General features: G+C 68.1%; 21 protein-coding genes. 11 read left to right on the top strand and 10 right to left on the bottom strand.

Translation table 11 applies throughout. The features are described 5' to 3' along the window. The first annotated feature begins 310 nt into the window (after positions 1–310). Positions 311–1,234, top strand: coding sequence for an SGNH/GDSL hydrolase family protein (locus tag LTV02_RS13600; RefSeq protein ID WP_233040360.1), 924 nt, complete (start codon positions 311–313; stop codon positions 1,232–1,234). Between the two features lie 74 nt (positions 1,235–1,308). Here the strand turns inward: LTV02_RS13600 and LTV02_RS13595 are convergent, their stop codons facing one another. The 3 genes from LTV02_RS13595 to LTV02_RS13585 form a co-directional block, all read right to left on the bottom strand. Continuing rightward, a complete protein-coding gene (locus LTV02_RS13595) occupies positions 1,309–1,788 on the bottom strand; it encodes a macro domain-containing protein (RefSeq protein WP_233040359.1) in 480 nt (159 codons plus the stop codon). A gap of 49 nt (positions 1,789–1,837) precedes the next feature. Continuing rightward, positions 1,838–2,461, bottom strand: coding sequence for an MRP8 family protein (locus LTV02_RS13590; RefSeq protein WP_233040358.1), 624 nt, complete (start codon positions 2,459–2,461; stop codon positions 1,838–1,840). A gap of 170 nt (positions 2,462–2,631) precedes the next feature. Next, a complete protein-coding gene (locus LTV02_RS13585; RefSeq protein WP_233040357.1) occupies positions 2,632–3,150 on the bottom strand; it encodes an NUDIX hydrolase in 519 nt (172 codons plus the stop codon). Between the two features lie 122 nt (positions 3,151–3,272). Here LTV02_RS13585 and LTV02_RS13580 point away from each other — a divergent pair, with 122 nt between their 5' ends. After that, positions 3,273–3,653: a nitroreductase family deazaflavin-dependent oxidoreductase gene (locus LTV02_RS13580; RefSeq protein WP_233040356.1), complete on the top strand. Its 381-nt coding sequence runs from the start codon at positions 3,273–3,275 to the stop codon at positions 3,651–3,653. Here the strand turns inward: LTV02_RS13580 and LTV02_RS13575 are convergent, their stop codons facing one another. Then, positions 3,654–4,157, bottom strand: coding sequence for a nitroreductase/quinone reductase family protein (locus LTV02_RS13575; protein WP_233040355.1), 504 nt, complete (start codon positions 4,155–4,157; stop codon positions 3,654–3,656). It abuts the gene before it with no gap. 189 nt (positions 4,158–4,346) lie between these two features. On the opposite strand from LTV02_RS13575, the gene LTV02_RS13570 reads away from it, so the two are divergent. Next, on the top strand, positions 4,347–5,891 hold the full coding sequence (locus tag LTV02_RS13570) for a glycosyltransferase family 39 protein (RefSeq protein WP_233041567.1): 1,545 nt from the start codon (positions 4,347–4,349) through the stop codon (positions 5,889–5,891). On the opposite strand, the gene LTV02_RS13565 is transcribed toward LTV02_RS13570, so the two are convergent. After that, positions 5,821–7,287 (bottom strand): ABC1 kinase family protein, encoded by a 1,467-nt coding sequence (locus LTV02_RS13565; protein WP_233040354.1) that lies wholly within the window; start codon positions 7,285–7,287, stop codon positions 5,821–5,823. The two genes, LTV02_RS13570 and LTV02_RS13565, sit on opposite strands and share 71 nt — an antisense overlap. A 162-nt stretch (positions 7,288–7,449) precedes the next feature. Here LTV02_RS13565 and LTV02_RS13560 point away from each other — a divergent pair, with 162 nt between their 5' ends. Both LTV02_RS13560 and LTV02_RS13555 read left to right on the top strand, forming a co-directional pair. Continuing rightward, a complete protein-coding gene (locus tag LTV02_RS13560) occupies positions 7,450–8,328 on the top strand; it encodes a metal-dependent hydrolase (protein WP_233040353.1) in 879 nt (292 codons plus the stop codon). Next, positions 8,325–9,773 (top strand): PDR/VanB family oxidoreductase, encoded by a 1,449-nt coding sequence (locus LTV02_RS13555; protein WP_233040352.1) that lies wholly within the window; start codon positions 8,325–8,327, stop codon positions 9,771–9,773. The genes LTV02_RS13560 and LTV02_RS13555 overlap by 4 nt, the downstream gene beginning before the upstream one ends. Positions 9,774–9,833: 60 nt before the next feature. Here LTV02_RS13555 and LTV02_RS13550 read toward each other — a convergent pair whose 3' ends face one another. The 4 genes from LTV02_RS13550 to LTV02_RS13535 form a co-directional block, all read right to left on the bottom strand. Continuing rightward, positions 9,834–11,609, bottom strand: a complete 1,776-nt coding sequence (locus LTV02_RS13550) for an SDR family oxidoreductase (protein WP_233040351.1) — start codon at positions 11,607–11,609, stop codon at positions 9,834–9,836. Positions 11,610–11,758: 149 nt separating this feature from the next. After that, on the bottom strand, positions 11,759–13,753 hold the full coding sequence (locus tag LTV02_RS13545) for a CocE/NonD family hydrolase (protein WP_233040350.1): 1,995 nt from the start codon (positions 13,751–13,753) through the stop codon (positions 11,759–11,761). Between the two features lie 230 nt (positions 13,754–13,983). Then, positions 13,984–15,168: a PucR family transcriptional regulator gene (locus LTV02_RS13540; RefSeq protein ID WP_233040349.1), complete on the bottom strand. Its 1,185-nt coding sequence runs from the start codon at positions 15,166–15,168 to the stop codon at positions 13,984–13,986. A gap of 11 nt (positions 15,169–15,179) precedes the next feature. Then, positions 15,180–16,991 carry an AMP-dependent synthetase/ligase gene (locus LTV02_RS13535; RefSeq protein WP_233041566.1) on the bottom strand — a complete coding sequence of 604 codons (1,812 nt, stop codon included), beginning with the start codon at positions 16,989–16,991 and terminating at the stop codon, positions 15,180–15,182. 275 nt (positions 16,992–17,266) lie between these two features. Between LTV02_RS13535 and glnA the strand changes: the two genes are divergently transcribed. From glnA to LTV02_RS13510, 5 genes are all read left to right on the top strand, one after another. After that, positions 17,267–18,703, top strand: a complete 1,437-nt coding sequence (gene glnA, locus LTV02_RS13530; RefSeq protein ID WP_269821626.1) for a type I glutamate--ammonia ligase — start codon at positions 17,267–17,269, stop codon at positions 18,701–18,703. A 60-nt stretch (positions 18,704–18,763) separates the two neighbouring features. Next, positions 18,764–20,077, top strand: a complete 1,314-nt coding sequence (locus tag LTV02_RS13525) for a hypothetical protein (RefSeq protein ID WP_233040348.1) — start codon at positions 18,764–18,766, stop codon at positions 20,075–20,077. Between the two features lie 68 nt (positions 20,078–20,145). Next, positions 20,146–20,505: a nuclear transport factor 2 family protein gene (locus tag LTV02_RS13520; protein ID WP_233040347.1), complete on the top strand. Its 360-nt coding sequence runs from the start codon at positions 20,146–20,148 to the stop codon at positions 20,503–20,505. 252 nt (positions 20,506–20,757) lie between these two features. Further along, the gene (locus LTV02_RS13515) at positions 20,758–22,911 is read left to right on the top strand and encodes a hypothetical protein (protein ID WP_233040346.1); all 2,154 of its coding nucleotides are present in this window, start codon (positions 20,758–20,760) and stop codon (positions 22,909–22,911) included. Between the two features lie 37 nt (positions 22,912–22,948). Then, positions 22,949–23,317, top strand: a complete 369-nt coding sequence (locus LTV02_RS13510) for an arsenate reductase family protein (protein WP_233040345.1) — start codon at positions 22,949–22,951, stop codon at positions 23,315–23,317. A gap of 64 nt (positions 23,318–23,381) precedes the next feature. On the opposite strand, the gene LTV02_RS13505 is transcribed toward LTV02_RS13510, so the two are convergent. Then, positions 23,382–23,837, bottom strand: coding sequence for a nitroreductase family deazaflavin-dependent oxidoreductase (locus tag LTV02_RS13505; RefSeq protein WP_233040344.1), 456 nt, complete (start codon positions 23,835–23,837; stop codon positions 23,382–23,384). A gap of 132 nt (positions 23,838–23,969) precedes the next feature. Between LTV02_RS13505 and LTV02_RS13500 the strand changes: the two genes are divergently transcribed. Continuing rightward, positions 23,970–24,656, top strand: coding sequence for a TetR/AcrR family transcriptional regulator (locus LTV02_RS13500; protein WP_233040343.1), 687 nt, complete (start codon positions 23,970–23,972; stop codon positions 24,654–24,656). Positions 24,657–24,665 lie beyond the last annotated feature (9 nt).

Here is a 24,665-nt window from a genome sequence, read left to right as displayed (position 1 = left end):
CTCGTGCGGACCGGCGGCAGTCTTCCTGACTTTCTTCGCGAAAACGCCACCCCGGAGAATGTGAATCATGCATGCTTCACACGTCTGACATGTCAGTAGATAGATGAGGAGTACCACGTGTCCGGATCCGCAGCGGATTTCCTGTCCGAAGTTCTGATCAAGACCATCCAGGGTCTGTTCACCGGAACTGCGGGCAAGTAAGCACCGTAGTACCCGAGCCCACCGGATCGCGCGGGATCCGGTGGGCTCACTGCGTTTCCCGGCCCTCGGGCAGTTCGAAGCCCCGGCCCGGGCACCTATGGTGGTCGGTATGTGGTTGCCGAGTTCCCCGCGCACCCCGGTACGTGCCGCAGTCGCGGCGCTGACCATCGGCGTGGCGGTCGTGAGCGGGTGTTCCGCCGAGTCGCCCTCCGGTGACGAGCACAAGGCGGACAGCGCACTCCTGGCCGAATACGTGGCACTCGGCGATTCCTTCGCCGCCGGCCCCGGGATCTCCCCATCGGCCAAGGGCGAGCCCTGCTACCGCAGCGCCGTCAACTACCCGCAACTGGTGGCAAACCAGCTGGGCGTCAAGGTCTTCCGCGACGTGACCTGCACCGGCGCCCGCACCGAGAACATCCTCACCACCCCGCAAACCGGCAGAACAGCCGAATCGACCGTCCCGATCCAACTCGACGCCCTGTCTGCGGACACAACGCTCGTCACCCTCACCATCGGCGGCAACGACACCGGCCTGCTCACCATCGCCAACCAATGCGTCAACCACCAGCCCGAACCCGGCGGCACCTCCTGCCACGACACCCTCACCGCCGACGGCATCGACCGCGGCGCACAAGCGGTAGACGCCGTCGGACCGTCGATCGTGGCCGTACTGAACGCCATTCACGCCAAGGCACCCAAAGCGCGCATCCTGATCACCAGCTACGGCCTCTACACCCGAGACGGCGGCTGCGCCTCGCAACCGGTCTGGCCCCGAGACGCCACCTACCTCCAGGACTTAGTCGACCGCCTGGCCGACCTCACCCGCAAAGCAGCGACCGAAAACCACGCCGAATTCGTCGACCTGATCGGCCCCGCCGCCGGACACGACAGCTGTGATCCGACCGAGAACTGGGTCAACGGCATCGTCGCCCGTCGGCCACAAGACGGCGTGGTCCCCTTGCACCCGACCGGCCTGGGCGAAACGAACTTCGCCCGCATCATTGTCGAACAGCTGACGCGCGCGGCCTCGTAGCGGCGCGAATCGACGGTAGGCAGATTGATCCGCAAGTACTCCGAAGCGGATGCAGTGCAGAATCGCGCGAGCGGTCAGTCGAAGTCGTACACCGTGACCGCGACCTGCCGAGCCGACAGTGTATCGGCGATGATCGGTTCGATCCGCTCCCACTTGCCGCCCGCCAACCCACAGCCGATGCGCGGCATGTGCACACTCGCCCCGAGGCGCACCGCATGCTCGGCGACTGCGGAAAGGCATTGCGCGACAGCGTCATACCGAATGGGCACCCCGCCACTACCCCTTCGAATCCCGCGCTGCGCAACCATATTGGCCACCCAGATGTCCTCGCGAACCTGCACCAGTTGCGTGGCACCGAGCCCGAAATCGTTCCCCGCCCGCCCACGATGCCACTCGCGATAAGCCCGCTCCGGCTCCGCCCATCGCTTCGACACCGCCAGCACGAACCCCTTCCCCCATCCACCTAGATCATTACAAACATGCGCAATGACCTTCGGCCCCTTGGCCTGAGGACACGTCGCATCCCCCTTGATAATTCGCAGCGTCTCCACCACGCGATGCTCACAGTGGAATATCTCTGTGTCAATTGGGTTTTCGGCGTGGTTATATTCGGTCTCTGCGGCGTGGTTTGGAGGTTTGGGCGCCGAGTTGGGCGAAGGCGATGAGGACGCCGCCGGTGGCGAAGATGGCGAAACCGGTTTGGGCGCTGGTGTCGGAGGGGCCGTGGTTCATTGCGGCGATCATGACGAAGAAGCCGAAGAAGGCGATGGCGTAACCGATCCAGAGGAGGGTTCGGGTCCAGGCTGGGGCTCTGGAGAGGTCGTCTGAGCCGGGGACGTCGACGGTGGTGTTGACGTTGTGGGTGTAGTCGTTGCCGACCGCGAGGCCGGTTCCTACGGACTGGGTCACGATGTGGGTGGAGTTGTCGAATCGGGCGATCCAGGCTCGTCCGTCGAGGTTGTCGAGTTTTCGCTGGATTTCGGCCAGTTCCTGGGCGAACTTCTCGTCGGTTGCTGCCTCGCGGGTGATCGCGTCGGCGACTTGGTTGCGGGCCCGGACGCTGTCCGGGTTGTCTCGCAGTTGCGAGACGGGCTGCCCGCCGATCTTTCGGATGACCGCATCGGTGAGCGCCTCGAGCGCCCGATCGAAATTGCGGTCTATCCAGCGTCCCCCTGCAAGTCCCGCCGCGCCCGCAAGATAGGCGACGATTGCCGGTACCTCGATCACGTTGATCCCCCTCTTTTTTGCATCGACACAACAGCGATGTACTAACCGAATCGTTCGATGGTGTATCGCTGTTTCAACTGTTCGAGCACGGGATCGTTTGTAAGCCAATGTAATTGAGTGGGATCAGGCGATTACCTGGCTACCCAATTGCCCACCGTCTCGGCCGCCGGTCAGCGCAGCAGGTCGGGGATGAGGGTTCGGGTGTCGGGGACGAAGGGCCAGGTGGGGTTTTCGAGGTGGGAGCGGAGTTCTTCGTCGGTCCACCACCAGCCGTCGGCTATTTCTTCGGGCTGGTGGGTGAAGGGGCCGTCGTGGCGGAGTTCGTAGGCGAAGAGGTGGCAGCGCATGGGGCGGCCTTGCCATTCGCCGTCCCAGGAGGCGCCGGCGACCGGGAGGGGGCGGTCGGCGTGCGGTGGGAGGTGGATGCCGAGTTCTTCGGAGAGTTCTCGGATCGCGGCTTCGGCGGGGTCTTCGTGGGGGGACAGGACGCCGCCGGCGAGGCAGTCGTGCATGCCGGCGAAGACGGATTTGGTGTCGGTGCGGCGGTGGACGTAGACGCGTTTGCCGTCGGTGGAGCGGACCAGGACGCCGGCGCTGGCGTGCCAGAGGCCCTGGGCGTAGACGTCGGCACGGTCCGCGGCGCCTATTTCTTTGCCCGCGGCGTTGTAGACGGCGATCAATTCCGGCATCTTCACGGCTCCTTCCCGTTGTGATGAACCTTATGCGGGAGGCGCGGCGCGATAGCGGGCGGATCGGGGTGCGGGGGCGTAGCGTCTGGGGCGCAACAGTTTTCGTCGGAGAGGACGAGCTCATGCCATTTCCGCAGGCGCTGGCCAGGATCAACAAGCGGGTGACGAATCCGGTGCTGGGGGTGGCGGCGCGGGTACTGCCGGGATTCGGGATCGTGATCCATACGGGGCGCAAGTCGGGGAAGGTGTATCGGGTGCCGGTGGCGGTGTTCGCGCGGGACGGGGGATACCGGATCGCGCTCACCTACGGGCGGGATGTGGACTGGGTGAAGAACATTCGGGCCGCGGGCAAGTTCGAATTCGAGACCCGCGGCAAGACGGTCACCCTGACCGACCCCGTCGTCGGGCAGGATGCCTCGGTGTCCTGGGCGCCGCCGCTGGTGCGGCAGTTCCTGGTCGCGTTGAAGGTCGAGTACTACGTGCAGGCGCGCAAGTCCGCGTGATCAGCGCGGGGTGATGCTGATGACGACCGCGCCCTGCTGCCAGCTCTGGTAGGCGTCGGCCTTATTGGGCTGACCGGCCGCATCGAAGCCGATGCCGTTGAATTTGGCCCACTGCTTGTTGTCCAGGGCGATCACCGTCGACAGCCGCACCACCGATTCGGCGTCCTCGAACACCTCGGCGTCGGCGGTGATCTTCGGGCCGCCCATCGAGATCTGGATCGGCACATCCTTGCGGATATTGCGCACCCACGGATGCTTGGCGGTGCCGACCAGCAGGGCGCCCTCGTGCCGGGTGTAGGCGACGGGCACGTCGTAGACCTTGCCGGACTTGCGGCCGGTCACGTACAGAACGACCAGGCGTTTGCCGACCTGGCGGCCCAGTATGGGCACGCGCAACAGCGTGCGGACGATCTTGTTGACGGTGCCCTGATAGGAGCGGATGGGCTCGGGACCGCTGGTGGTGGGCGTGCCGTACGGGTTGGTTTCGGGGGTTTGCTCGGACATGCCGGTCTCCTTCGCGGAAATGCGTTGCACGGCAGGCTGATACGGCATCGAGTATAGGCCGGTTGGTACGGCCCGGCGGCGGGCGCGCGCCCGGAGGCGTTTCGCGGACCTGGAGGTACGGTCGCGCGCTGTAGATTCGCTGGTAACCGGATCAGTACCCGCAGTCGAGGAGCAGAATCGTTGACCGACGTGGTCGATCGCCCGCCCCAGCCCCGATCATCCGGGCGTCACGCCGCCCCCGAGGATCGCCCGCCCATGTCGTGGCGTGCGGTGGCCGCGGTCGCGATACCGGCTGCTGTGGTGTTGCTGCTGTCCGCGACCCGATACGGATACTTCGGCGACGAGCTGTACTTCCTGGCAGCGGGCCGGCGGCCGTCGTGGGGCTACGCCGATCAGGGACCGGTGCTGCCCCTGCTGTCGCGGTTCATGGACCTCATCGCCCCGGGCTCGTTCTTCGTACTGCGCCTGCCCTCGGTCCTGCTGACCGTCCTCGCGATCGTGCTGTGCGCCATGCTCGCCCGCGAATTCGGCGGCGGCCGCTGGGCGCAGACCCTGGCCGCGCTCGGCTACGCCAGTTCCCCGTTCCTGCTGCTGCAGGGCACCATGCTCACCACCAATGCCGTCGACACCGCCCTGTGGGTGATCATCACCTGGCTGGTGGTGCGCTGGGTGCGCACCCGTGACGACCGCCTGTTGTTGCTGGCCGCCCTGGTCACCGCGGTGGACATGCAGGTGAAATGGCTGATCCCGTTCTTCTGGATCGCGGTCGCGGTGAGCAGCCTGATATTCGGTCCCCGGGAGCTGGTGCGCCGCCCGCTGCTGTGGGCGGGCGGGGTCGTGGTGTTGCTGGCGACCATCCCGGAACTGCTGTGGCAAGCGCACAATGACTGGCCACAGCTGGAGATGGGCAAGGTGATCGGCGCCGAACAGGACATCCTGGGCGGTCGCCTGCTGTTCGTGCCCATGTCGGTCAGCCTCGCCGGTTACCTCGGCGCCCTCCTGCTGCTGTGGGGCCTGTGGGTGCTGCTGTTGTGGGATTCGTTGCGCCCGTACCGATTCCTGGGCGCGACCCTGATCCTGCTGTACGTGGCGTTCCTGGTCACCGGCGGCCGCATCTACTATGCGGCCGGCATGTACGCGGTCATGATCGCCGCCGGCGCGGTCGGCCTGGTCACCACCGCCGAACGCCTGCAACCGATCTGGCGCCGCACACTGATCGCCGCCACCGCCGTATTGGCCCTCGGCGCAACGGGTTTCGTGCTCTACGCCACGCCTTGGCGCTCGGCCGATTCGATCCAGCCCTACAAGGACGACGCCGAGGCCGCCATCAATATCGGCGTCTACGGCTCTTTCGGCTGGCACGACCTCACCGACGAGGTCGTCCGCGTGTACGACGCGCTACCGCCCGCGGAGAAGGATCACGCGATCATCCTCACCGACACCTATTGGCAGGCAGCCGCTCTCGACCAGATGGGCCGCGACGAGCTCCCGCCCATCTACAGTCCCAGCCGCGGCTTCGGCTACTTCGGCACCCCGCCCGACGACGCCACCGCCGTGCTCGCCGTCGGCGGCTACGAAGCCGTGCTGCGCACCCAGTTCGAGCACGTGGATCCGGTCGGCAAGGTGAACACCCGCATCGGATTCCCCGGCAATACCCAGGACGTCACCATCTGGAAGTGCACGGGACGGAAACAAGCGTGGGAGCAGCTGTGGCCGAAGTGGATGCACCTGTAGCGGCGCCCTCACGCAGCAGGAAACGCTCGTACACCCCCGCCAATTCGGGGCAGTAGACGAACAATTCGTCCCGGAACGCCCCCTCGGCGTTCAGCTGGCACAGCACCCCGATGGTGGTGAGCAGCGTGCGCCCGAGCGCGGTGAATTCGGCGGGCGTGGTGAGCTGCCGCGCCACATTGGACAGTCGCAGCGAGGTGGCGCGCTTGACTTGCTCGCGCAACCACGGCGTGGTCAGGTGCACGGTGCGCGGGAACATGAGCGCGCTGATCGGTTCCAGCAGCGCGACGAACGCCTCGATATCGAATTCCCGGTCCGCCTCCAGGAAGCCGTGCCGCCGCAGCGCCGCGTCCAGTTCGGCGTGCGTGCCGTTGAACAGGCAATCGGCCAGCTCGGCGAACAGGTGCGGGAAGTGTTCGGGGAAGGGTGAGCATGCCCCGTAGTCCACGATGCCCAGCCGCCCGTCCCGCATGATCCGGAAATTCCCGGGATGGGTGTCGGTGTAGATGAGCCCGGTGCGGGTGAACGAGCTCATGACGAACCGCAGCACCAGCATGCCGACCCGATCGCGTTCGGCCTGCGCGCCGGTGGCGATCACCCGGCTCAGCGGAATCCCGTCCAGCCATTCGCTGATCACCACATCGCCCTGCTGATGCACCACGCGCGGCACCACGAAGTCCGGATCGTCGGCGAAGGCGTCGGCGAAGACGCGCTGGGTTTCGGCTTCCCGGGTGTAGTCGAGTTCGTCGTCGATGCAGGCGACGAAGGCTTCGGCCACCGAGTTAACGTCCGCGCCCGGCATGAAGATGGTCGCCAGCGGCGCCATGCGCCGGATTTGCGCCAGATCCGAGCGCACCGATTCCCGCGCTCCCGGGTACATCAGCTTGACCGCCACCGTGCGCCCGTCGTGCCAGGTCGCGCGATGCACCTGCCCGACCGAGGCGGCGGCGGTGGCCCGGAAATCGAAGTCGGCGAACAGCTCCCGCCAGTCCGGGCCGAGCTGGGCGGCCATGGCTTGATCGACGGCGGCGGGCAGCATGGCCGGGGCCGAATCCTGCAGCTGGCTCAGCGCTTCCCGGTAGGGCGCGCCCAGCTCGGGCGGCAGCGCGAGTTCGTAGAGCGCCAGCAACTGCCCGAACTTGGCCGCGCAACCCTTGAGCTCGCCGAGCACCTCGAACATGTGCTGGGCGGTGCGCGCCTGGATGTCCAGATCCACCTGGGCTTTGGAGGTTCCGGTCGCGCGCCGGCCCAGACCCCCGGCTTTGCGCGCGGCGTATGCCACCGGCAGGGTGGCCATCTTGGCGTTTCGCAGGATCGGCGAAGTCGGCGGTTGTCCGGTGTTCTCGGACGCGCTGCGACGGCGCAATCGTCGCAATCCACCCTGGCGCGGTTCGGGCATTCGTGACCTCCGGAAGATCGACCGTCCCAGTGTGTCATGCCGTGGATGACCATGGTAGCGAAATTGTCTGGGACAGTAATACTCTGGAGGGGACTCGATCCGCCGTGGCGGACGCGGGCGGCAACGGGGCCGTCCGGCGGCCGCGGCGAAGGGGTGAGGACCATGAACGACAAGGCAGGCGCGGTGGCGCTGCGCCCGCGCGCGGTGCGATTCGACTTCCGGCGGGCGCCGCTGCACTGGATCCCGGGCGAACCCGTTGCCTCCCATGCCATTTCCGGGCTGAACCTGATCCTGCCGCTGGGGGAGCGGGGATTCGTGGAGATGTTCCGGCGGGCGCTGCCGTATGTCGCCGATGACGAACTGCGCGAGCAGATGATCGGCTTCATGGGGCAGGAAGCCGTGCACGCCGAATCGCACAATCAGGCGATCTGGGAATTCCTGCGGCGGCACGGGATCGACCCGGAACCCATCCTGACCGAGGTCGAATACCTCTTCGACCGGGCCATCATCCGCCTCGATACGCTGCCGGAACCGCTGCGGCACCGGGTGGTGGTGCAGATGCTGGCGGCCATCGCCGGGATCGAGCATTTCACCGCGATCGGCGGGGACTGGTTGCTCAATCAGGACTTCGAAGCGCTCGGCGCGGACCCGGCGCTGACCGATCTGTTCCGCTGGCACGGGGCGGAGGAGGTCGAGCATCGCAGTGTGGCGTGGAATGTGGCGCGGTATTTCGGGGCGCGGCGACCGCGTTTGGTGACCATCTATCTCGGGGTCAGTGTGGGGTTGCCGGTCGGGCTGCTCGCTATCGCCTGGTGGCTGGTACGGCAGGATCCGACGCTGCCGAATATGGGTCCGGTGCGGGTGGTCCGGGAGGTCAACAGTGGTATGCGGCGGGGTGTGCTGCCACGCTGGCGGTTGATCGGGCGGGGTTTCGCGTCGTTCGTTCGGGCCGATTACGACCCGCAGGACACCGGCGATACCGCGCAGGCCGTCGCGTATCTGGCGCAATCGCCCGCGGCCAAGATCGCGCACGCTTCATGACCCGGGCGCCGCAGCCGCAGACCATCGAGGGCCGGATCGCCGAAATGCGCAGGCGCGGTGTGCCGCCCGCGTTCTGGGCGCCGCTGCGCCGCGATCCGGTGCTCATGGTCGCGGACAAACTCATCGCGCCCGGAGCGCGGGTGCTGGCGTGGCTGTCGCCGCGCGGGCGGCCGCCACTCGCACCGGGCGGAACCGGAATCCGCGAACTCGTGCTCGTGGACCGGGAGATCGTGGCCGCGGACGAAGAGGTCGTCAGCCTCGTCTTCGCGCACCCGCGCGGAGCGGCCCTGCGCCCCTGGCGGCCGGGCGCCCACGTGGATCTGGTGCTGCCGTCGGGACTGGTCCGGCAGTACTCGCTGTGCGGGGACCTCGACGACCCGTTCCACTATCGCATCGCCGTTCGGCGGATCCCGGGCGGGAGCGGATCGGTGGAACTGCACGACGCGCTGGCGGTCGGCACCCGAGTGGGGGTGCGCGGCCCGCGAAACGCCTTCCCGTTCAGCGTGATCCGGCCGCCGCAACCGGCGGCTGAGGCGTCTGCGCCGAACTCGGCACCGGCCGAGCCCGGCGATGCGTGCCCGCGCGCGAATCGATCGGGCGCAGCACGCCCGGACCGGACGCCGGCCGGTGGGGTTCGGTCGGGCGGGGCGCTGCGACGTGGGGTGCGGTCGGGCGTGGCGCGGTCGGGTGAGGCGCGGTCGGGCGTGGCGCGGTCGGGTGAGGCGCGGTCGGGCGTGGCGCGGTCGGGCGTGGCGCAGTCGGGTGAGGCGCGGCCGGGTGGGGCGCGGCCGGGTGGGGCGCGAAGCCGGTTGCGGTTTATCGCCGGAGGTATCGGGATCACGCCGATCCTCGGGATGATGCGCGCGGCGGAGCGGGCCGGGCTGGACTGGTCGCTGATCTATACCGGGCGGCACCGGAGTTCGCTGCCGTTCCTGGATGAGATCAGCGGCTACGGGTCGCGGGTCACCGTGCGTACCGACGACCGCGCGGGCCTGCCCACGGGTACCGAGCTGGTGCCGGATATCGATGGGCCGACGGCCGTATACGTGTGCGGCCCACCGGCTCTGCTCGAGGTGGTGGCGGCCCGCGTCGCCGGCGCACCGGGTGTGGAGTTGCACTGCGAGCGCTTCGCGCCGCCGCCGATCGTCGACGGTGCGCCGTTCACCGTCCAATTGGGCAGGGGCGGAAGAGTTCTCGACGTCCCTGCCGATCGCACGGCCCTGTCGGTGGTGGCGGAGGAGCAACCGGCGGTGTCCTACTCCTGCCGCCAAGGCTTCTGCACCACCTGCAAGGTGCGTGTGCTGTCGGGCACCGTCGAGCATCGCGACACGGTGCTCAATGCCGCCCAGCGCGCGCAGGGCGACATGCTGCTCTGCGTCTCGCGGGCGGCGCGCGGCGAGCGCCTGGTGCTGGATGTGAATCATCCGATACCTCCGGATCTTTGACCGATCCGGTGTGATGGGACGCCGCGTGGGTGCAGGGGGCCTGCGCGGCGTTCACTCAGCTCAGGCCAGGCGGGCTCGGGCGATGCCGAACCGCAGCAGGCTGGGCGGGGTCAGCCGGGTGCCGTAGTACGCGGCCCAGGCTTCCGGCGTGACCGGTACCACCGCTCGATTGTGTTGCACCGCGGCGACTATCGCTCCGGCGACCTTCGACGGCGGATAGCTGCGCATCCGGTAGAGCCGGTCGAAGATCCGCTGCCGCCGGTCCTGCTGTTCGGCCGACACCCCGGAGAACTCGGTGGTGCGCACGATATTGGTGTGCACGATCCCCGGGCACACGGTGGTCACGCCGATGCCGTCGGCCGCCAATTCCGCGCGCAGGCAATCGGAGAAGGTGAAGACCGCCGACTTACTGGTCGAATACGCGCTGAAGCCCTGCTGTGGGGTGTAGGCGGCCATGCTGGACACGTTCACGATGTGCCCGCCCCATCCACGCTCGGCCATCAACTTGCCGAAGGCGCGCGAGCCGTGGACGACACCGAAGAAGTTGATGTCGATGACGCGTTTGAAACTGGCGCTGGGCGTCCGCAGGAACGGGGCCGCCTGCGCGACACCGGCATTGTTCACCACCACATCGGGCACGCCGTGCACGGCCGCGATCTCCTCGGCGTGGGCTTCGACCGCGGCTTCGTTCGCCACGTCGAGCGCGTACGGGTAGGCGAGACCGTCGAATTCGGCGATGAGCGAGGCGGTTTCGCGTGCGGCGGCGGGATCGATATCGGAGACCACGACCTCCGCGCCGAGGCGGGCGAAGGCGAGGGCGGTTTCGCGGCCGATGCCCGATCCGGCTCCGGTCACCACCACCAGGTGATCTTCGAATGCCCGGCCTCGTGGACGGCCCACTTCGGCGCGCCGCAGCTCACGCGCGGGTTCCTGGCCGGACACCGCGTCGATGAGCTGGATCGCCGCGCCGGCGAGGGCCTCGGGATGCGAATACGGCACCCAGTGACCGGCTTTGAGATCCCGCCGCCACAGCCGCTCGGTCCATTCGGCTTCGTCGTCGAACACCGCGGGCCGCACCGCCGGATCGTATGCGGGCACGATCAACTGCACCGGCACTTTCGTGCGCCGTTCCCGCGCCGAAAGCACCTTGCCCACCACCAGATTGGCGCGATAGATCTGCAAACCGTTGGCGGCATCGTCGGGGAAGGTCTCGGCCAGCGTCACCCGGTCCATGGGCGTGCCCTGCGCCAGCCGCAACCCGAGCCGGAACATCCGCTCGCCACCGAGCCGCATGACCGCACCCGGCACCACCGGCGTCATGAACGCGAATTGATAAGCGACCGAAGCCAATTGCGACAGCGGTCCGGCCAGATTGCCCGGCGTCGGCCGCGCGAACCGCCGCCGCGCCCAGAGGCCCGCGTGATCGAGATTCGGTCCGGACACCGAGGTGAACGAGGCCACCCGCAGTTCCGCGTCCGGTTCGCACACCGCATCCCACACCGTCACCGAACCCCAGTCGTGGGCCAGCACGTGCACCGGCTCATCCGGGCTCACCGCATCGATGACCGCGCGGAAATCCTTGGCCAGCTCCGGAATCCGGAACCCGCGGTGATCGCCCGGATCGGTGCTGCCGCCGTGCCCGCGCACGTCGTAGCCGACCACATGGAAGCGATCGGTGAGGCGGGGGAGCAGGTTGTCCCACAGCCGGTGCGTATCGGGCCAGCCGTGCACCAGCACCAGCGTCGGGCCGTCGAACACCCCGTATTCGTAGACGGCGAGCTCGACCTCGCCATTGCGGACGGTGCGCTGGATGGGTTCGGAAATCTGCGGCGACACTGCGGCACTCCCTGTCTCGGACCATCGGGTCGAGTCCAGCTTGTGCCGTCGCGCGCCCGGGTGTCAATGAATTGTCTGAGACAATTTCCCGGGGGTGGTGGCACGGCCGCGGCGACCGGCCGTGCCACCGGTTCCCGGTTCCCCGGGGGTCAGTGGGTGAACTCGCCCGCCGGTGCGAGGGGGACCACCAGACTGGACGGGTACACCGCATTCCGCTGGATCTGCTGCGAAGTGCCCAGCAGGCGGCCCAGATCCGCGGGATTGGGAATGGTCGAGGGGAACGTGCCGCTGGTGATGCGCAGCCGCAGCGCGTGGCCCGGCTCGAGACGGTAGAAGGTGGGCCGCAGCTTGATGTCCAGCTTCACCACGTCACCGGGAACGAGCAGCTGCTCGTTCTCCTTCAGCACCGTGTGCTCGGGCGCGTAGATGGCGCCGTCGGCGCTGCGCCAGGTCTTCTGCTCGTTCAGCGTGCGCTGGCTCGCCAATTGCGCACCGCCGGTGATGTTCACGGCCGTCCCGTCGGGAGCCACATCGTCGAGCCACACCTGGAAGGCGGCATCGGTGCCGGTGGAGGAGGTGTAGAGCGAGACGCTCGACGGCCCGGCCAGCATGGTCGGCTCGGTCACCGGATCCATGGTGTACTTCAGCCCGGCGGTCGGCCCCTGCACCCATTCGGTGCACGGGTTGGAGACGGTGAAGACCCGGAACACGAAGTCCAGCAGGCCCGCCGTGTACTGGCCGAGCGTCTCACGATTGCAGATATTGTCGATTCCGGTGTACGCCAAGTGATCCGAGGCGTCCGCGGCGGCGGGCGGGGCCGCGGTCAGGCGGTCGCCGTCGAACCAGCGCTGCTGTACGGCGGCCTGCTCGAACGGGTAGCGGGCGGTATCGGCGGCATGATTGCCGGCATCGATGACGTGCAGCGGCTTGTCGGTCCGGTCCACGCCGTTGTCGATGTCCTTGAGCCACCGGTCGAACCAGGCCAGGGTGATCTGATCGGTGTCCATCCGCGACCCCGGCCCCACCCCCAGGCCGACGTGATACCAAGGGCCCATGAGCAATTGGTAGCGGCCGTCGGCTTTCTGATCGGCGGCCATCGGCCCGAACTGGTCGCGCCCGGCGGCCAGGTTCTGCAATTGCGCGTAATTGCGCACCGCGCCTTCCTGATACAGATCCCACCACCCGTCGACCTGATACATGGCGATGCCGTTGTCGACCAGATTGCGCAGCCCCGTCTCGAACCGGCGATCCTGCCAGAACTCGTTGTCGTAGGCGGTGCGCCCACCGGTGTAGGCGTCGATCAGCAGCTTCACCGTGCTGTCCTGGCCCACCAGCGCCGCGAGATGATCACCGAGCGACTTCAGGAACAGCTGCGGGGTCACCGTCGCGCTCAGGAACGGCCCGATCAGGCTCATGTACGGCACCATCAGCGAGATGACGGTGAGCAGCAGCGGGCTCATCATGCCGTCCTGATTGAGCACCTCGTCGAAGATGTTGTTGGGCACCGCGTACGGCACGATCGCCTTCAACGGCGAACCGGGGCCGACGGTTTCGGCGGTCCGCATGGCCGACAGGCCCGGGAACGAATACCCGTACATGCCGACCTTGCCATTGGAGCCGGGCAGCTTGGCCGCCCAATCCACCAGTTCGGCACCGTCTTTGCCGTCCTGCTTGGACGCCGGGCTCCACGCCCCGGTGGAACCGCCGGTGCCGCGCACGTCCGCGGTCACCTCGATATAGCCGTGCCGCACCAGCACGTCCTGCATGGAGGTGGCCTGATTGATGATGCGGCGCGCGTCCTTCAGCTGATCCGGCAGCTGAATGTGCAGTTCGTCGATGACGCTTGTGATCGCGGCGGTGAGCGCGCTGGTGACCGCGCCGTAGGTGGTGAAGTTGACGACCACCGGGAATTCCCCGGCCGCCCGCTGCCCCGTCGCCGGATCGGTCGGATATCGCACCTCGGTCTGCAGCTGGGTGCCGTCGGAGAGCGAAACCACCTGTCCCAGCTGATATTCCACCCCGTACCTGGCGGGCGTGGGCTGGTAGCCGGCGGGCAGGCCGAAATTCGCGGGCGCGTCCGGCACCGGGCCGAACACCGGTGCGCCGTGGGCGGACGTCGTGCCCGACACGGTCAGGGCGAGCACGGAGAATCCGGCGATCGCCAGTGGCGCGACTCGGCAGCGACGCGGCGGCCTGGGCTTGCTTCTCAAGATCTACCTCTGCGGATCGGTCGGGAGGCCGCCGCGCACCACCGTTCGCACGGCGTCGCGGGCCGACCTCGTCGTCGGGATTCAGCACACCGCACAGCCCTGGCGTGCCGCCATCGGCAATCGCCAAGACTGCGCGCGAGCGAATTGTGCACTTGCCTAACGGGCTACGGCGTGAAGGACGCGGCCTCGAGCCGGCGGGCGATGCGGGCCGCCGACAGCGTCATGGCATCGGTGGGGCGATGCGGGTCCAGGCCGGTGAGTTCGTGCACGCGGGCCAGCCGGTAGGTGACCGTATTGCGGTGGATGGTGAGCAGCCGCGCGGTGGCCAGCTGGTTGAAACCGGTGTCCACGAACACTTCCAGGGTTTCGGCCAGCAGCGGCTGCGCGTCGAGGGGGGCCAGCACCGCCGCCAGCCCGGCCCGCGCGGTACCGCCCGCCGCGACCGTGTACTCGAACATCAGATCGGCGCGCCGGCACACGATCTGCGAACGATCCAGGCAGCGGCCGAGTTCGGCGAGCATGCGGGCCTCGGCGAACTGTTCGGGAATCGCCGCGCGGGTGGGGGCTGCGGTGACGCCCACCCAGAACGGCGCGGGCCGCTCGGGTTGCCCGGGCACGGCGGCGGGCAGGCGGGCGGCGAGCGCGGCGGTGGTGGCGGTGCCATCGTCGCCGGGTTGCAGCGGCAGCAGCGCGGTCCAGCCGCCGCTGTCCAGGCGCAGGAACACCCCGGGAATCGCCTCGATGCGATGGCGCAGCTCGCTGGTGTCGGTGCCGCGCCCGCCGCCGAGCCGGAACACCGCGATGAGCACCGCGTCCGGGACCGCGATGGCCGGTTCCTCGGCCCATTCGATCGGATCGCGCCCGGTGAGCAGCGCGTCGGCGATGGCCCGGCGGCGATCCAGCAGTTCCCAGCGCGGATCGTGCGCTCGTTGCAGGCAGGCGGTCGCGATGCGCTCGGTCACCAGCGTCACGTATTGCAGCAGCGAGAGCGCGGCGTCGGTGAGCAGTTCGCGTTCGGTCTCGTCGGCCGCGACCCGCAGGCGCGTCCAGATGAATTCCGCGCCGTAGCGGTAGCGGCCCAGCACCTCTTCGAGGGGTTCGCCGTCGCGCACCCGGCCCAGCGCGATCTCCACCAGTTCGCGGGTGTCGTCGTGGGAGGGGGTCACGCCGCTGCGCACATAGTCGAAGTAGAGCTCGACGTTCAGCTTGATGCCGCGTTCGAATCCGCTCTCCACCAATCGCTGCGGCAGGGTGCGGTAGGGCGGCAGCACGCTGGTGAATTCGTCCCGCACCACGACCGCACGCCGGTACAGCTCCTCGAGCGCCCGGTCCCGGGTTCGTGCCTGCATCAACTCTCCTACTACCTGTACAGCGCCTCGATAGTATCCGCATAGGCAATAGCTATGGGTTTGCGCCTGAGTTTGCCGGTGGCCGTGAGGCAGTCCGATCCCGGATTCCACACCTCCGGCAGCACCGCGAACTTCTTGATCTGTTCCACCCGCGAGAGCTTGGCATTGGCCGCATCGATGCCCTCTTGCAGGGCTTTCAGCACGGTCGGGTCGGCGGCCAGGGCGGCAATGCTGCGGTCCGGTAGCTGATGGCGTTCGGCGAAGGCGGCGGCCAGATCCGGATCCAGCAGGATGAGCGCGGTGTTGTATTGGCGGGCCTCGCCGATCGCCACCACCGTGCCCGCGAGGGGCGTGCTCTCGGTGACGGTGTTCTCGATATTGGTCGGCGACATGTTCTTGCCGTGCGCGCTGATGATGAGTTCCTTCTTGCGATCGACGATCTTCAGGAACCCCTCGGCGTCCAGTTCGCCGATATCGCCGGTGTGCAGCCAGCCGTCCGCGTCCACGGCCTCGGCCGTCTTGTCGGGGGCGTTGCGGTAGCCGCGCATGACCATGCGCCCGCGCACCAGGACCTCCCCGTCCTCGGCGATGCGGACTTGCGCGCCCGGCACCGGCGTGCCCACCGTGCCGATCTTGATGCGGTCCGGGCGGCCCAGCGTCGCCGCCGCGGTGCATTCGGTCATGCCGTACCCCTCGCACAACGGCAGACCGAGACCCAGGAAGAACTCGTGGGTGTCCTTGGGAATCGGCGCGGATCCGGTGACGGCGATGCGCACCTGGTCCAGGCCCAGGCGGGCCCGGATGGACGAGAGCACCAGGCGATCGGCCACGCGATACCGCACCTTGTCGAGCACGCCCTGGGCGCGGCCGTCGGAGACCGCGCGGGCGCGGGCGCGCCCGGTCGCGATGGCCCAGCCCACCAGCTTCCGCTTGACCGGGCTCTCGTCCGCGAGCTTCTCCTCCAGCGCCGCTTTGACTTTCACCCACACCCGCGGCACCCCGAGGAAGACCGTGGGCCGGACCTCGATCAGGGCTGCGGCGACCTGCTTGAGATCGGGGCTGGTGGTGATCTGGCCGCCGGAGATCAGCGAAAGATAGTGCGCCACCCAGCGATTGGCGGCGTGCGCGTCGGGCAGGTAGGACACCACGCGATCGGCCGGGGTGCCGCCGCCGAATTCGTCCACCACGCGGGCGTTCTCGAGGAAGTTCACGTGGGTGAGCTCGACGCCCTTGGGCGGCCCGGTGGTGCCGGAGGTGTAGACGATGGTGAGCACGCTCTGCGGATCGACCGCGCGCCACGTCGCGTCGAAATCGAAGTCCGCCGCCTCGGTCGCCTCGATGTCGGCCAGCGGCACGGTGCCCTCCGGCGCGCCGTCCACGCAGATCACGTGCTCGACCGTGATCCCCTGCGCCGCCGCCTTTTCCACCGCCGCCAGCACCTGCGGCGCGAACTGCTGCTCGCAGATCACCGCCTTGTTGCCCGCATTGCCGAACTGGTAGACCAGCAGATCCACCGGATTGGTGTTGTACACCGAGAACGGCGTGGCCCCGGTGTGCAGCACGCCGGTATCGACCAGATGGAATTCCGGCCGGTTGGTCATCATGAGCGCCACGGTGTCCCCGGCGCCGATGCCCCGCGCCGCCAGCCCGGTCGCGATGGCCCGCACCCGCCGCCCGTACTCGCCCCAGGTGATCGCCACCGCCCCGCCCAGCGTGCGCAGCGCGACCGCGTCCGGATACCGGGTCACATTGGACTGGAACGCCTCGCACAGGGTGCGGGGCGCCGGCTGTGCCGCCGCTGCGGGCGCGGGCTGCGCCGCCATGGATGAACTCACGACCTACCTCTGGCTCATGCGTGGGCGGGGCCGCCACGGCCCCGTGGTGTCATACAGCACACCGCACAAAGTCCGCTTGCGGTAAGTGGCAATGAGCAAGATCTGCCCGGGGCGATTTGTGCACAGTGACAAAGGCTGTGGCCCGGTCCGATTCGGGAATCTTGATCATGCGTCGGACGTATCGTGAATTGCACGAAGAGGACACCGGACCCCGACCGGGCCGTCCGATCGGGCAGCGGTGCGGCTGTACGAGGAGCCCCACAGTGATCCCACCTACTACCAGCGGAGTGCAGGACTACATCGACACCGAGGAAGTCGAATACGTCGACATCCGGTTCTGTGACGTCCCCGGCGTGCAACAGCACTTCTCCATTCCTGCAAGTATGTTCGGCGACGATCTGGTCGACAACGGCATCGCCTTCGACGGTTCGTCGGTGCGCGGATTCCAGGCCATCCACGAATCGGACATGCTGCTGCTGCCGGATCTGCGCACCGCGCAACTGGATTCGTTCCGGGCCGCGAAAACCTTGAACATCAACTGTTTCGTGCACGATCCGCACACCCGCGAGGCCTACAGCCGCGATCCGCGCAATGTGGCGCGCAAGGCCGAGGAATATCTGCGCTCCACCGCACTCGCCGACACCGCCTACTTCGGGCCCGAGGCCGAGTTCTACATCTTCGATTCGGTGCGCTACGACACCAGCATGAACAAGGCGTTCTACGAGGTGGATTCGGCCTCGGCGGACTGGAACACCGGGTCGGCGCTGAACCCGGACGGGACCATCAACCGCGGCTACAAGATCCGACCCAAGGGCGGATACTTCCCGGTCGCGCCGTACGACCACGATGTGGACCTGCGCGACCGGATGTGCACCAACCTCATGGTCTCCGGATTCGAACTGGAGAAGGGCCACCACGAGGTCGGCACCGCCGGACAGGCCGAAATCAATTACAAATTCAATACGCTGCTGGCCGCCGCCGACGATTTGATGCTCTACAAATACATCATCAAGAACACCGCCTGGGAGTCCGGCAAGACCGTGACCTTCATGCCCAAACCGCTTTTCGGCGACAACGGCTCGGGAATGCATGTGCACCAATCGTTGTGGAAGGACGGCACGCCGCTGTTCTACGACGAAGCCGGCTACGCGGGGCTCTCCGATCTGGCGCGCCACTATATCGGCGGGCTGCTGCATCACGCGCCGTCCCTGCTGGCCTTCACCAATCCCACGGTGAATTCCTACAAACGCCTCGTGCCCGGTTACGAAGCGCCGGTGAATCTCGTCTACTCCCAGCGCAATCGATCCGCCGCGGTGCGCATCCCGGTCACCGGCGCGAACCCGTACGCCAAACGGCTGGAATTCCGCTGCCCGGACTCCTCCGGCAACCCCTACCTGTCCTTCGCCGCCATGATGATGGCCGGACTCGACGGCATCATGAACAAAATCGAGCCCGCCATCCCCATCGACAAGGACCTCTACGAACTCACCCCCGAGGAATCGGCCGAGGTCACCCAGACCCCCGGCAGCCTCGGCGCCGTCATCGACCGGCTCGAAGCCGACCACGAATACCTCACCCAGGGCGGCGTTTTCACCGAGGACCTGATCGACACCTGGATCCGGATCAAACGCGACACCGAAATCGCGGAAATCAACCTGCGCCCGCACCCCTACGAATTCGAGCTGTACTTCGACGTGTAGATCGCCCGCCGATCCGGTCGTGCCCTAGACTCCGTGGTTCGACCGGAGGGGAGTGCGCGCGTGGATCGCGAGAAGTTCGTCGCCGTCATGACGGAGTCGACGCAGCTGCTGCAGGCAGGCCGGGCGGCGGAAGCGCTGGCGCTGCTCGATGCCTATGACGCGCGGCTGGAATCGCCGCTGCCGCCCGAGGATTACGGGTGGATCCACTACTACCGGTTCCGCGGCGCATTCGAGACCGGGGATTACGCGCGGGCGCTGCGGCTGGCCGAGCACGGACCCGAACGGTTCCCGGCCGATGTGCCCGCGCCGGTGGTGGGGACCATGTACTCCGAGGCCATGGAAGCGGCCGCGCGGCTCGGGCAGCCGGACGCGGTGGTGCGGATGGCGGATCGGTGTATCGAGCTGCGCCGCAGCCAGAATCAGCGCGAGGAAGTGCTGATGGCGGCCATGACGGCGGGGACGCTGCTGGGGCGGATCGGGCGGCGCGACCTGGCGCGGGGGTACTCGATGCTGCTGGTTAACGCGGGCGAGGGGTTCGAGCGGTACCGGGCGCACGGGTATCAGCAGCTGTGCGAGCTGGTGGCCGAACAGCACGATCCCGAGGTGATGGACGTGCTGCTGGCGGGCCGGGAATGGTTGCGCGGGAGCGAGAATCAGCAGGCGCAGGCGGCGCTGGGGTTCATCGAGAGCTTCCCGGCGCTGCGGGAGCGGGCCGAGGCGGTCGACCGGGTCAGCGGGGTGCGGTTCGCGCCCGGACAGGGCCCGCAGGCGGCTCCGATGGCGCAGCAGCCGCCCGCCGAGCAGTGCGCGGCGGGAGAATACGCCGACGAACTCCTCGCGGCGGGACAACCGGCGCGGGCCGAGGCGGCCTACCGGGCGCTCATCGCCGACGCCCTGGCCACCGGCCGGCCGGATCTGCTCATCATGGGCAAATCACTGCTCGGGCTGTTGCAGGCGCTGATCCTCGACAATCGGGTGCGCGAAGCGTTCGAGGTGTGGGTGGACGACGGGCCCGGCACCAAGATCGGCACGCTGGCGCTGGAGCAGGGACAGACCTCGGCGCACGATCTCATCGGTTACCGGCTGATCGAGGCGTACCTGCACTCGCTGTCCTCGGGGGACAAGGCCGCCGCGACCCGGGCCGTGGACACCATCATGGCGAACTGCACCGAATACGCCGTCGCGCGCGAACCCGAGGTCGTGGTGCGCATGCTGACCAACTGGCGGCGGCATCTCACCGAGATCTACGACGACGCCCCGCCGCCGCAGGTGTTCGCGCAGGTCGAGGCGGCCGAACAGCGGCTGGGATACACCGCGCCGCTGGGACCCCTCTACTGGTCACACCCCTCGCGCTGGGTCATCGACTGGCTGTGACGGCCGTCTCCGGAAGCTTTACCTGACGCGTAATCGCTTCCGTGCGCCGCGGCGAAGATGCTTGGTACATGAGCGAATACGAGAACATGGCCCAGCGCTACATCGACACCTGGAACGAGCAGGACGCCGGCAAGCGCAAAGCGCTGATCGACGAGTTGTACACGGCCGACGCCGAATTCACCGACCCGCTGGCCCAGTTGACCGGCGCCGACGCCATCGACTCGATGGTGGCCGGCGCGCAAGCCCAGTTCGCCGGACTGCGATTCGGGCTCGGGCCGGTGGACGGGCACCACGACATCGCCCGGTTCACCTGGACCCTCGGCGCGCCGGGCGCGGACGAACCCCTGGTGATCGGCTTCGACGTGATCACCTTGGCCGATGGGCGGATCAGCCGCGTGCAGGGCTTCCTGGACAAGGTTCCGGGCTGAAAACCGTTGCGCACGCACACCGGTGGCGCGGCCCGAACCCCACGCCACCGGCGAACGCAACACGCAGACCCGCTCGTTGGCAGCACCCTGGCGGACGCCGGTAAGGTGCAATTACGTTGGGGCGGGGCATTATCGGCGGGCCCGCGGTCATACCGCGGGTTTCCAAACTATGACCTTGCCCTCACTGGGCCCGGCGGTCTGGCAGTGCGCCATACGATCCGGGCCTGAATGATGTGGGAAGGCGTGGAGGCTGTGGATCGAAATGCGTTCGTCGAGGTGATGAACGAGGCGAGCGGCATGCTGGACGCGGGCCGCGCACCGGACGCGCTGGCCAGGCTGACGGCATTCGACGACGGGCTCACCGCGCCACCGGACCCCAAGGACTACGGCTGGATCGTCTCCTACCGCTTCCGGTCCGCCTTCGCCGCAGGCGAATTCGAGCAGGCCCTGCGGATCGCCGAACAGGGCCCCGCCCGCTTCCCCGCCGACATCCCGCCCGCCACCATGGCCAGCATGTACTCCATGGCCGTGGAGGCCGCCACCCAGCTCGACCGCGCCGACAGCGCCGTCACCATGGCCGACCGCTGCATCGAACTACGCCGCGCCCACGCCGATCACGGCGAAGTCCTGATGGCCGCCATGACCGCCTGCACCCTGCTCGGTGATATCGAACGCCACGACCTGGCCAGCCGCTACGCCCGCCTCCTGGTCGCCGAAAGCGACGGCTACGACGAATACCGCGCCTACGGCTACTACGGCGTCTGCGCCGCCATCGAACACGGCGCCGGCCCCGACCTCATCGACCTCCTACGCTCCGGCCGTGCCTGGCTCACCAGCCACGACATCGAATTCGCCCGCGTAGCACTCGAATACCTGGACCACGCCGCCGCCGTCAACGCCACACCCCCCGCCCCGCTCTCCTTCGCAAACGCCGATCCTTTCGCCCCGGCAAACCCCCTGGCTCCGGCAGACCCGTTCAACCCGGCAAACCCCCTCGCCTCCGCGAACCCTGCTGTCCCGGCCGAACCCCGCGGTACTGCGGACGGTTTCGCCCCGGCCGAACCCCTTGGTGTTGTGGACGGTTTCGCCCCGGCCGAACCCCTTGGTGCTGTGGACGGTTTCGCTCCCGGGGAATCCTTCGGTGCCGGGAACGGTTCCGCTGCCGCGCGACCCTTCGATGCGGTGGACGGTTTCGCTGCGGCGGAGTCCTTCGGCGCTGAAAACGGTTTCGCTGCCGCAGACTCGCCCGCTGTCGTGAATCCTTTCGCCGCCGTGGATCCTTATGCGCCTGCGGATTCACCCGAGGGTCCCGATCCGCATGTCGCCGTTAATTCGCCCGCGCCCGCCGACTCGTTCGATCCGCGGGATCGATTCACCGCTGTGGAGCCCTCGGCGGCCGCCGATTCCTTCGGCATCCAGTCGCCGACCGGCGGGCAGTCCGCTGTCGTCATCCCTTTCCCGGGGGTGGCGACCACGCCGCCCAACTCGGGTCCGGCCGGCGTCCCGCCGCGTGGTCCATTCGCGGCACCCGAATCGGCGGCTGATCCTTTCGGCGCTCCGCCGACCGTGGCCATTCCGTCCCAGGGACCGGCGGGCACACCTCCCACCGTCGCCATACCCGCGGCGGGGCCGTCCGCTGTTCCGCCCGCCGGCGCAAGTCCTTTCGGAGGTCCGCCGCCGAGCGGGCCGCCGTTCACCGGGCCCGGCGCGATACCGCCGCCGCTGGCCGGAACGTACGCGCCGTCGCCTGCGGATGCGAATGCGACCCAGTACCTGCGGGTTTCGGGGAGTGATCCGGAGAGCGCCACGCCGCATGCGCAGCCGCCGGCGGAGATGGTGGCCGGTGGGGAGACAGCGGACGCGTTGCTGGATGCGCAGCGGCCGGGGATCGCGGCGGCGGCTTATCGTGCGCTGATCGATGATTCGATGGCGAGTGGGAAGCCGGATCCGCTGATCGTGGGGAAAGCGGTGCTGGGGCTGCTGATGTCGCTGATCTTCGACAATCGGGTGGCCGAGGCGCACGAGGTGTGGATCGACGAGCAGGGGCCGACACATCTGGGGATCTGGGCGCTGGAGAACGGGCAGACGTCCGTGCACGACGGGATCGCCTACAACCTTGTTGCCGCGTACCTGCATTCGCTGAGCACCGGCGATCGCAATGCCGCCAATCACGCGGTCGACACCCTCATGGGGCGGTGCGTGGATTGGGCGTCGGGGCAGGATCCGATGGCGGTTCCGCCGATGCTCAACACCTGGCGTCGCCATCTGCGCGAAATCCACGAGGGTGAGCCCGCGCCCGAATACCGCTGGCATTACGAACAAGCCGCGCAGCGCTGGGCCGGTCCCATCCCGGAAGCCGGTCTCTACTGGATGCGCCCCTACCACTGGCATGTCGACTGGCTCTGAACGCGGCCGCCCCCGGGCGACCGCCTAGGCTGCGGCTATGGCATCCGAAGTAACCGAAATCTGGCACAACCCCCAGTGCTCCAAGAGCCGCACGGCCAAAGCGGTGCTGGACGAGACCGGTGCCGACTATGTCGAACGCCGCTACCTCGACAACCCGCCGACCGCCGACGAAATCCGTGCTGTCCTGGGCAAACTCGGCCTCGAACCCTGGCAGATCACCCGCACCGCCGAGGCCGAGGCCAAGGAACTGGGCGTGCGCGCCTGGGGCAAGACCCCCGCCGACCGTGACCGCTGGATCGACGCCCTCGCCACCCACCCCCGCCTCATCCAGCGTCCCATCGTCCTGACCGCCGACGGCAAGGCCCGCGTCGTCCGCGACGACGAATCCCTCGACACGCTGCGCTGAACGAGTGGCACACCAGTGCGGGGATTCGCCCGATTTCTCCGCGCTGGTGTGCCACTGATCGTGTTCACGCGATGCGAAAGACGGGGAAGCCGGGTGCGATATCGGCCAGTTCGGCATCGGTGGCGTTCTTGGTGATGCCCTCGAAGAACTTGCCGACCTCCCAGCCCCAGCGCTTCAGGTAGTCGCGCAGCACGGGCACCTTGTCGGCGTCGGCGACCTCGACGGCGGTGAACGGTTCGGCCTTGCGGCCCAGGCGCAGTTCGCCCGAACCGGCGACGCGCAGGTTGCGGACCCACTGGGTGTGGCCGCGCGGGGCGACGAGGTAGCGGGTGCCGTCCTCGGCGGTCAGGACGTTCACCATGGTGGTGCGCCATTCGCCGCTCTTGCGGCCGCGCACCGCCAGCAGGCGGGAACCGGCGACGCTGATGCCGAGCTTGGGCAGCAGGTTGAACATGCGGTTCATGACCGGCTCGATGCCGGTGGGGGCGATATTGCGGGTGGCGGCGGTGTGGGCGTCCATGACGATCTCCTCGTGAATCCGATTCGAGAGCAGTGCTCTCTGGTGTGACCAGTGTGCACGTGCCGGTTCCGTCATGTCAAGAGCGGTGCTCTCGAAAGTTTTCGATGATCCGGAATGTGGCACACTGTTCGCATGAGCGTCACCAGGACCGCCCGGGAGCGTGCCCGGGCCGAGATCACCCGCGAAATCACCGACGCCGCGCGCCGGCAACTGGCCGACAGCGGTGCGCCCGGACTCTCGCTGCGGGCCATCGCACGCGAGCTGGGGATGGTGTCCTCGGCGCTGTACCGGTACTTCCCGAGCCGCGACGAACTGCTGACCGCGCTGATCATCGAGGCCTACGACGCCATCGGCGGGGCCGTGGAAGCCGCGGCGGCGCAGGCGGATTCACCGCGCGCGCAATGGCGCGCGGTGGCGCACGCGGTACGGGACTGGGCGATCGCGCACCCGCACGAATACGCGCTGGTGTACGGCTCGCCGGTGCCGGGATATCAAGCGCCGCAGGCCACCATCGCGCACGCCTCCCGGGTGCCGGTCACGGTGCTCGGAATCGTCCATCGAGCCTGGGAGAGCGGGCAATTGACCCAGCGGTCCGAGACGCTCGACGAGCGCCTCGCCGCGCAGGCCGCCGGGGTGGCGAAAGAACTCGCGCCCGGCGTACCGGACGCGGTGGTGGTGCGCCTCGTAATCGCCTGGACGCAGCTGTTCGGCGCGGTGAGCTTCGAACTGTTCGGCCAGCTGGTGGGGAGCATGGATCCGGCCGAACCGTTCTTCGACTATTCCGTCGAGGCGATGGCCGACCTGATCGGGCTCGACTGACGGCTTCGA

Source organism: Nocardia yamanashiensis (assembly GCF_021183565.1).
GTDB classification, from domain to species: Bacteria; Actinomycetota; Actinomycetes; order Mycobacteriales; family Mycobacteriaceae; genus Nocardia; species Nocardia yamanashiensis.
The sequence above is the reverse complement of the archived record's forward strand: the minus strand, read 5'-3'. Positions and strand labels throughout refer to the sequence as shown.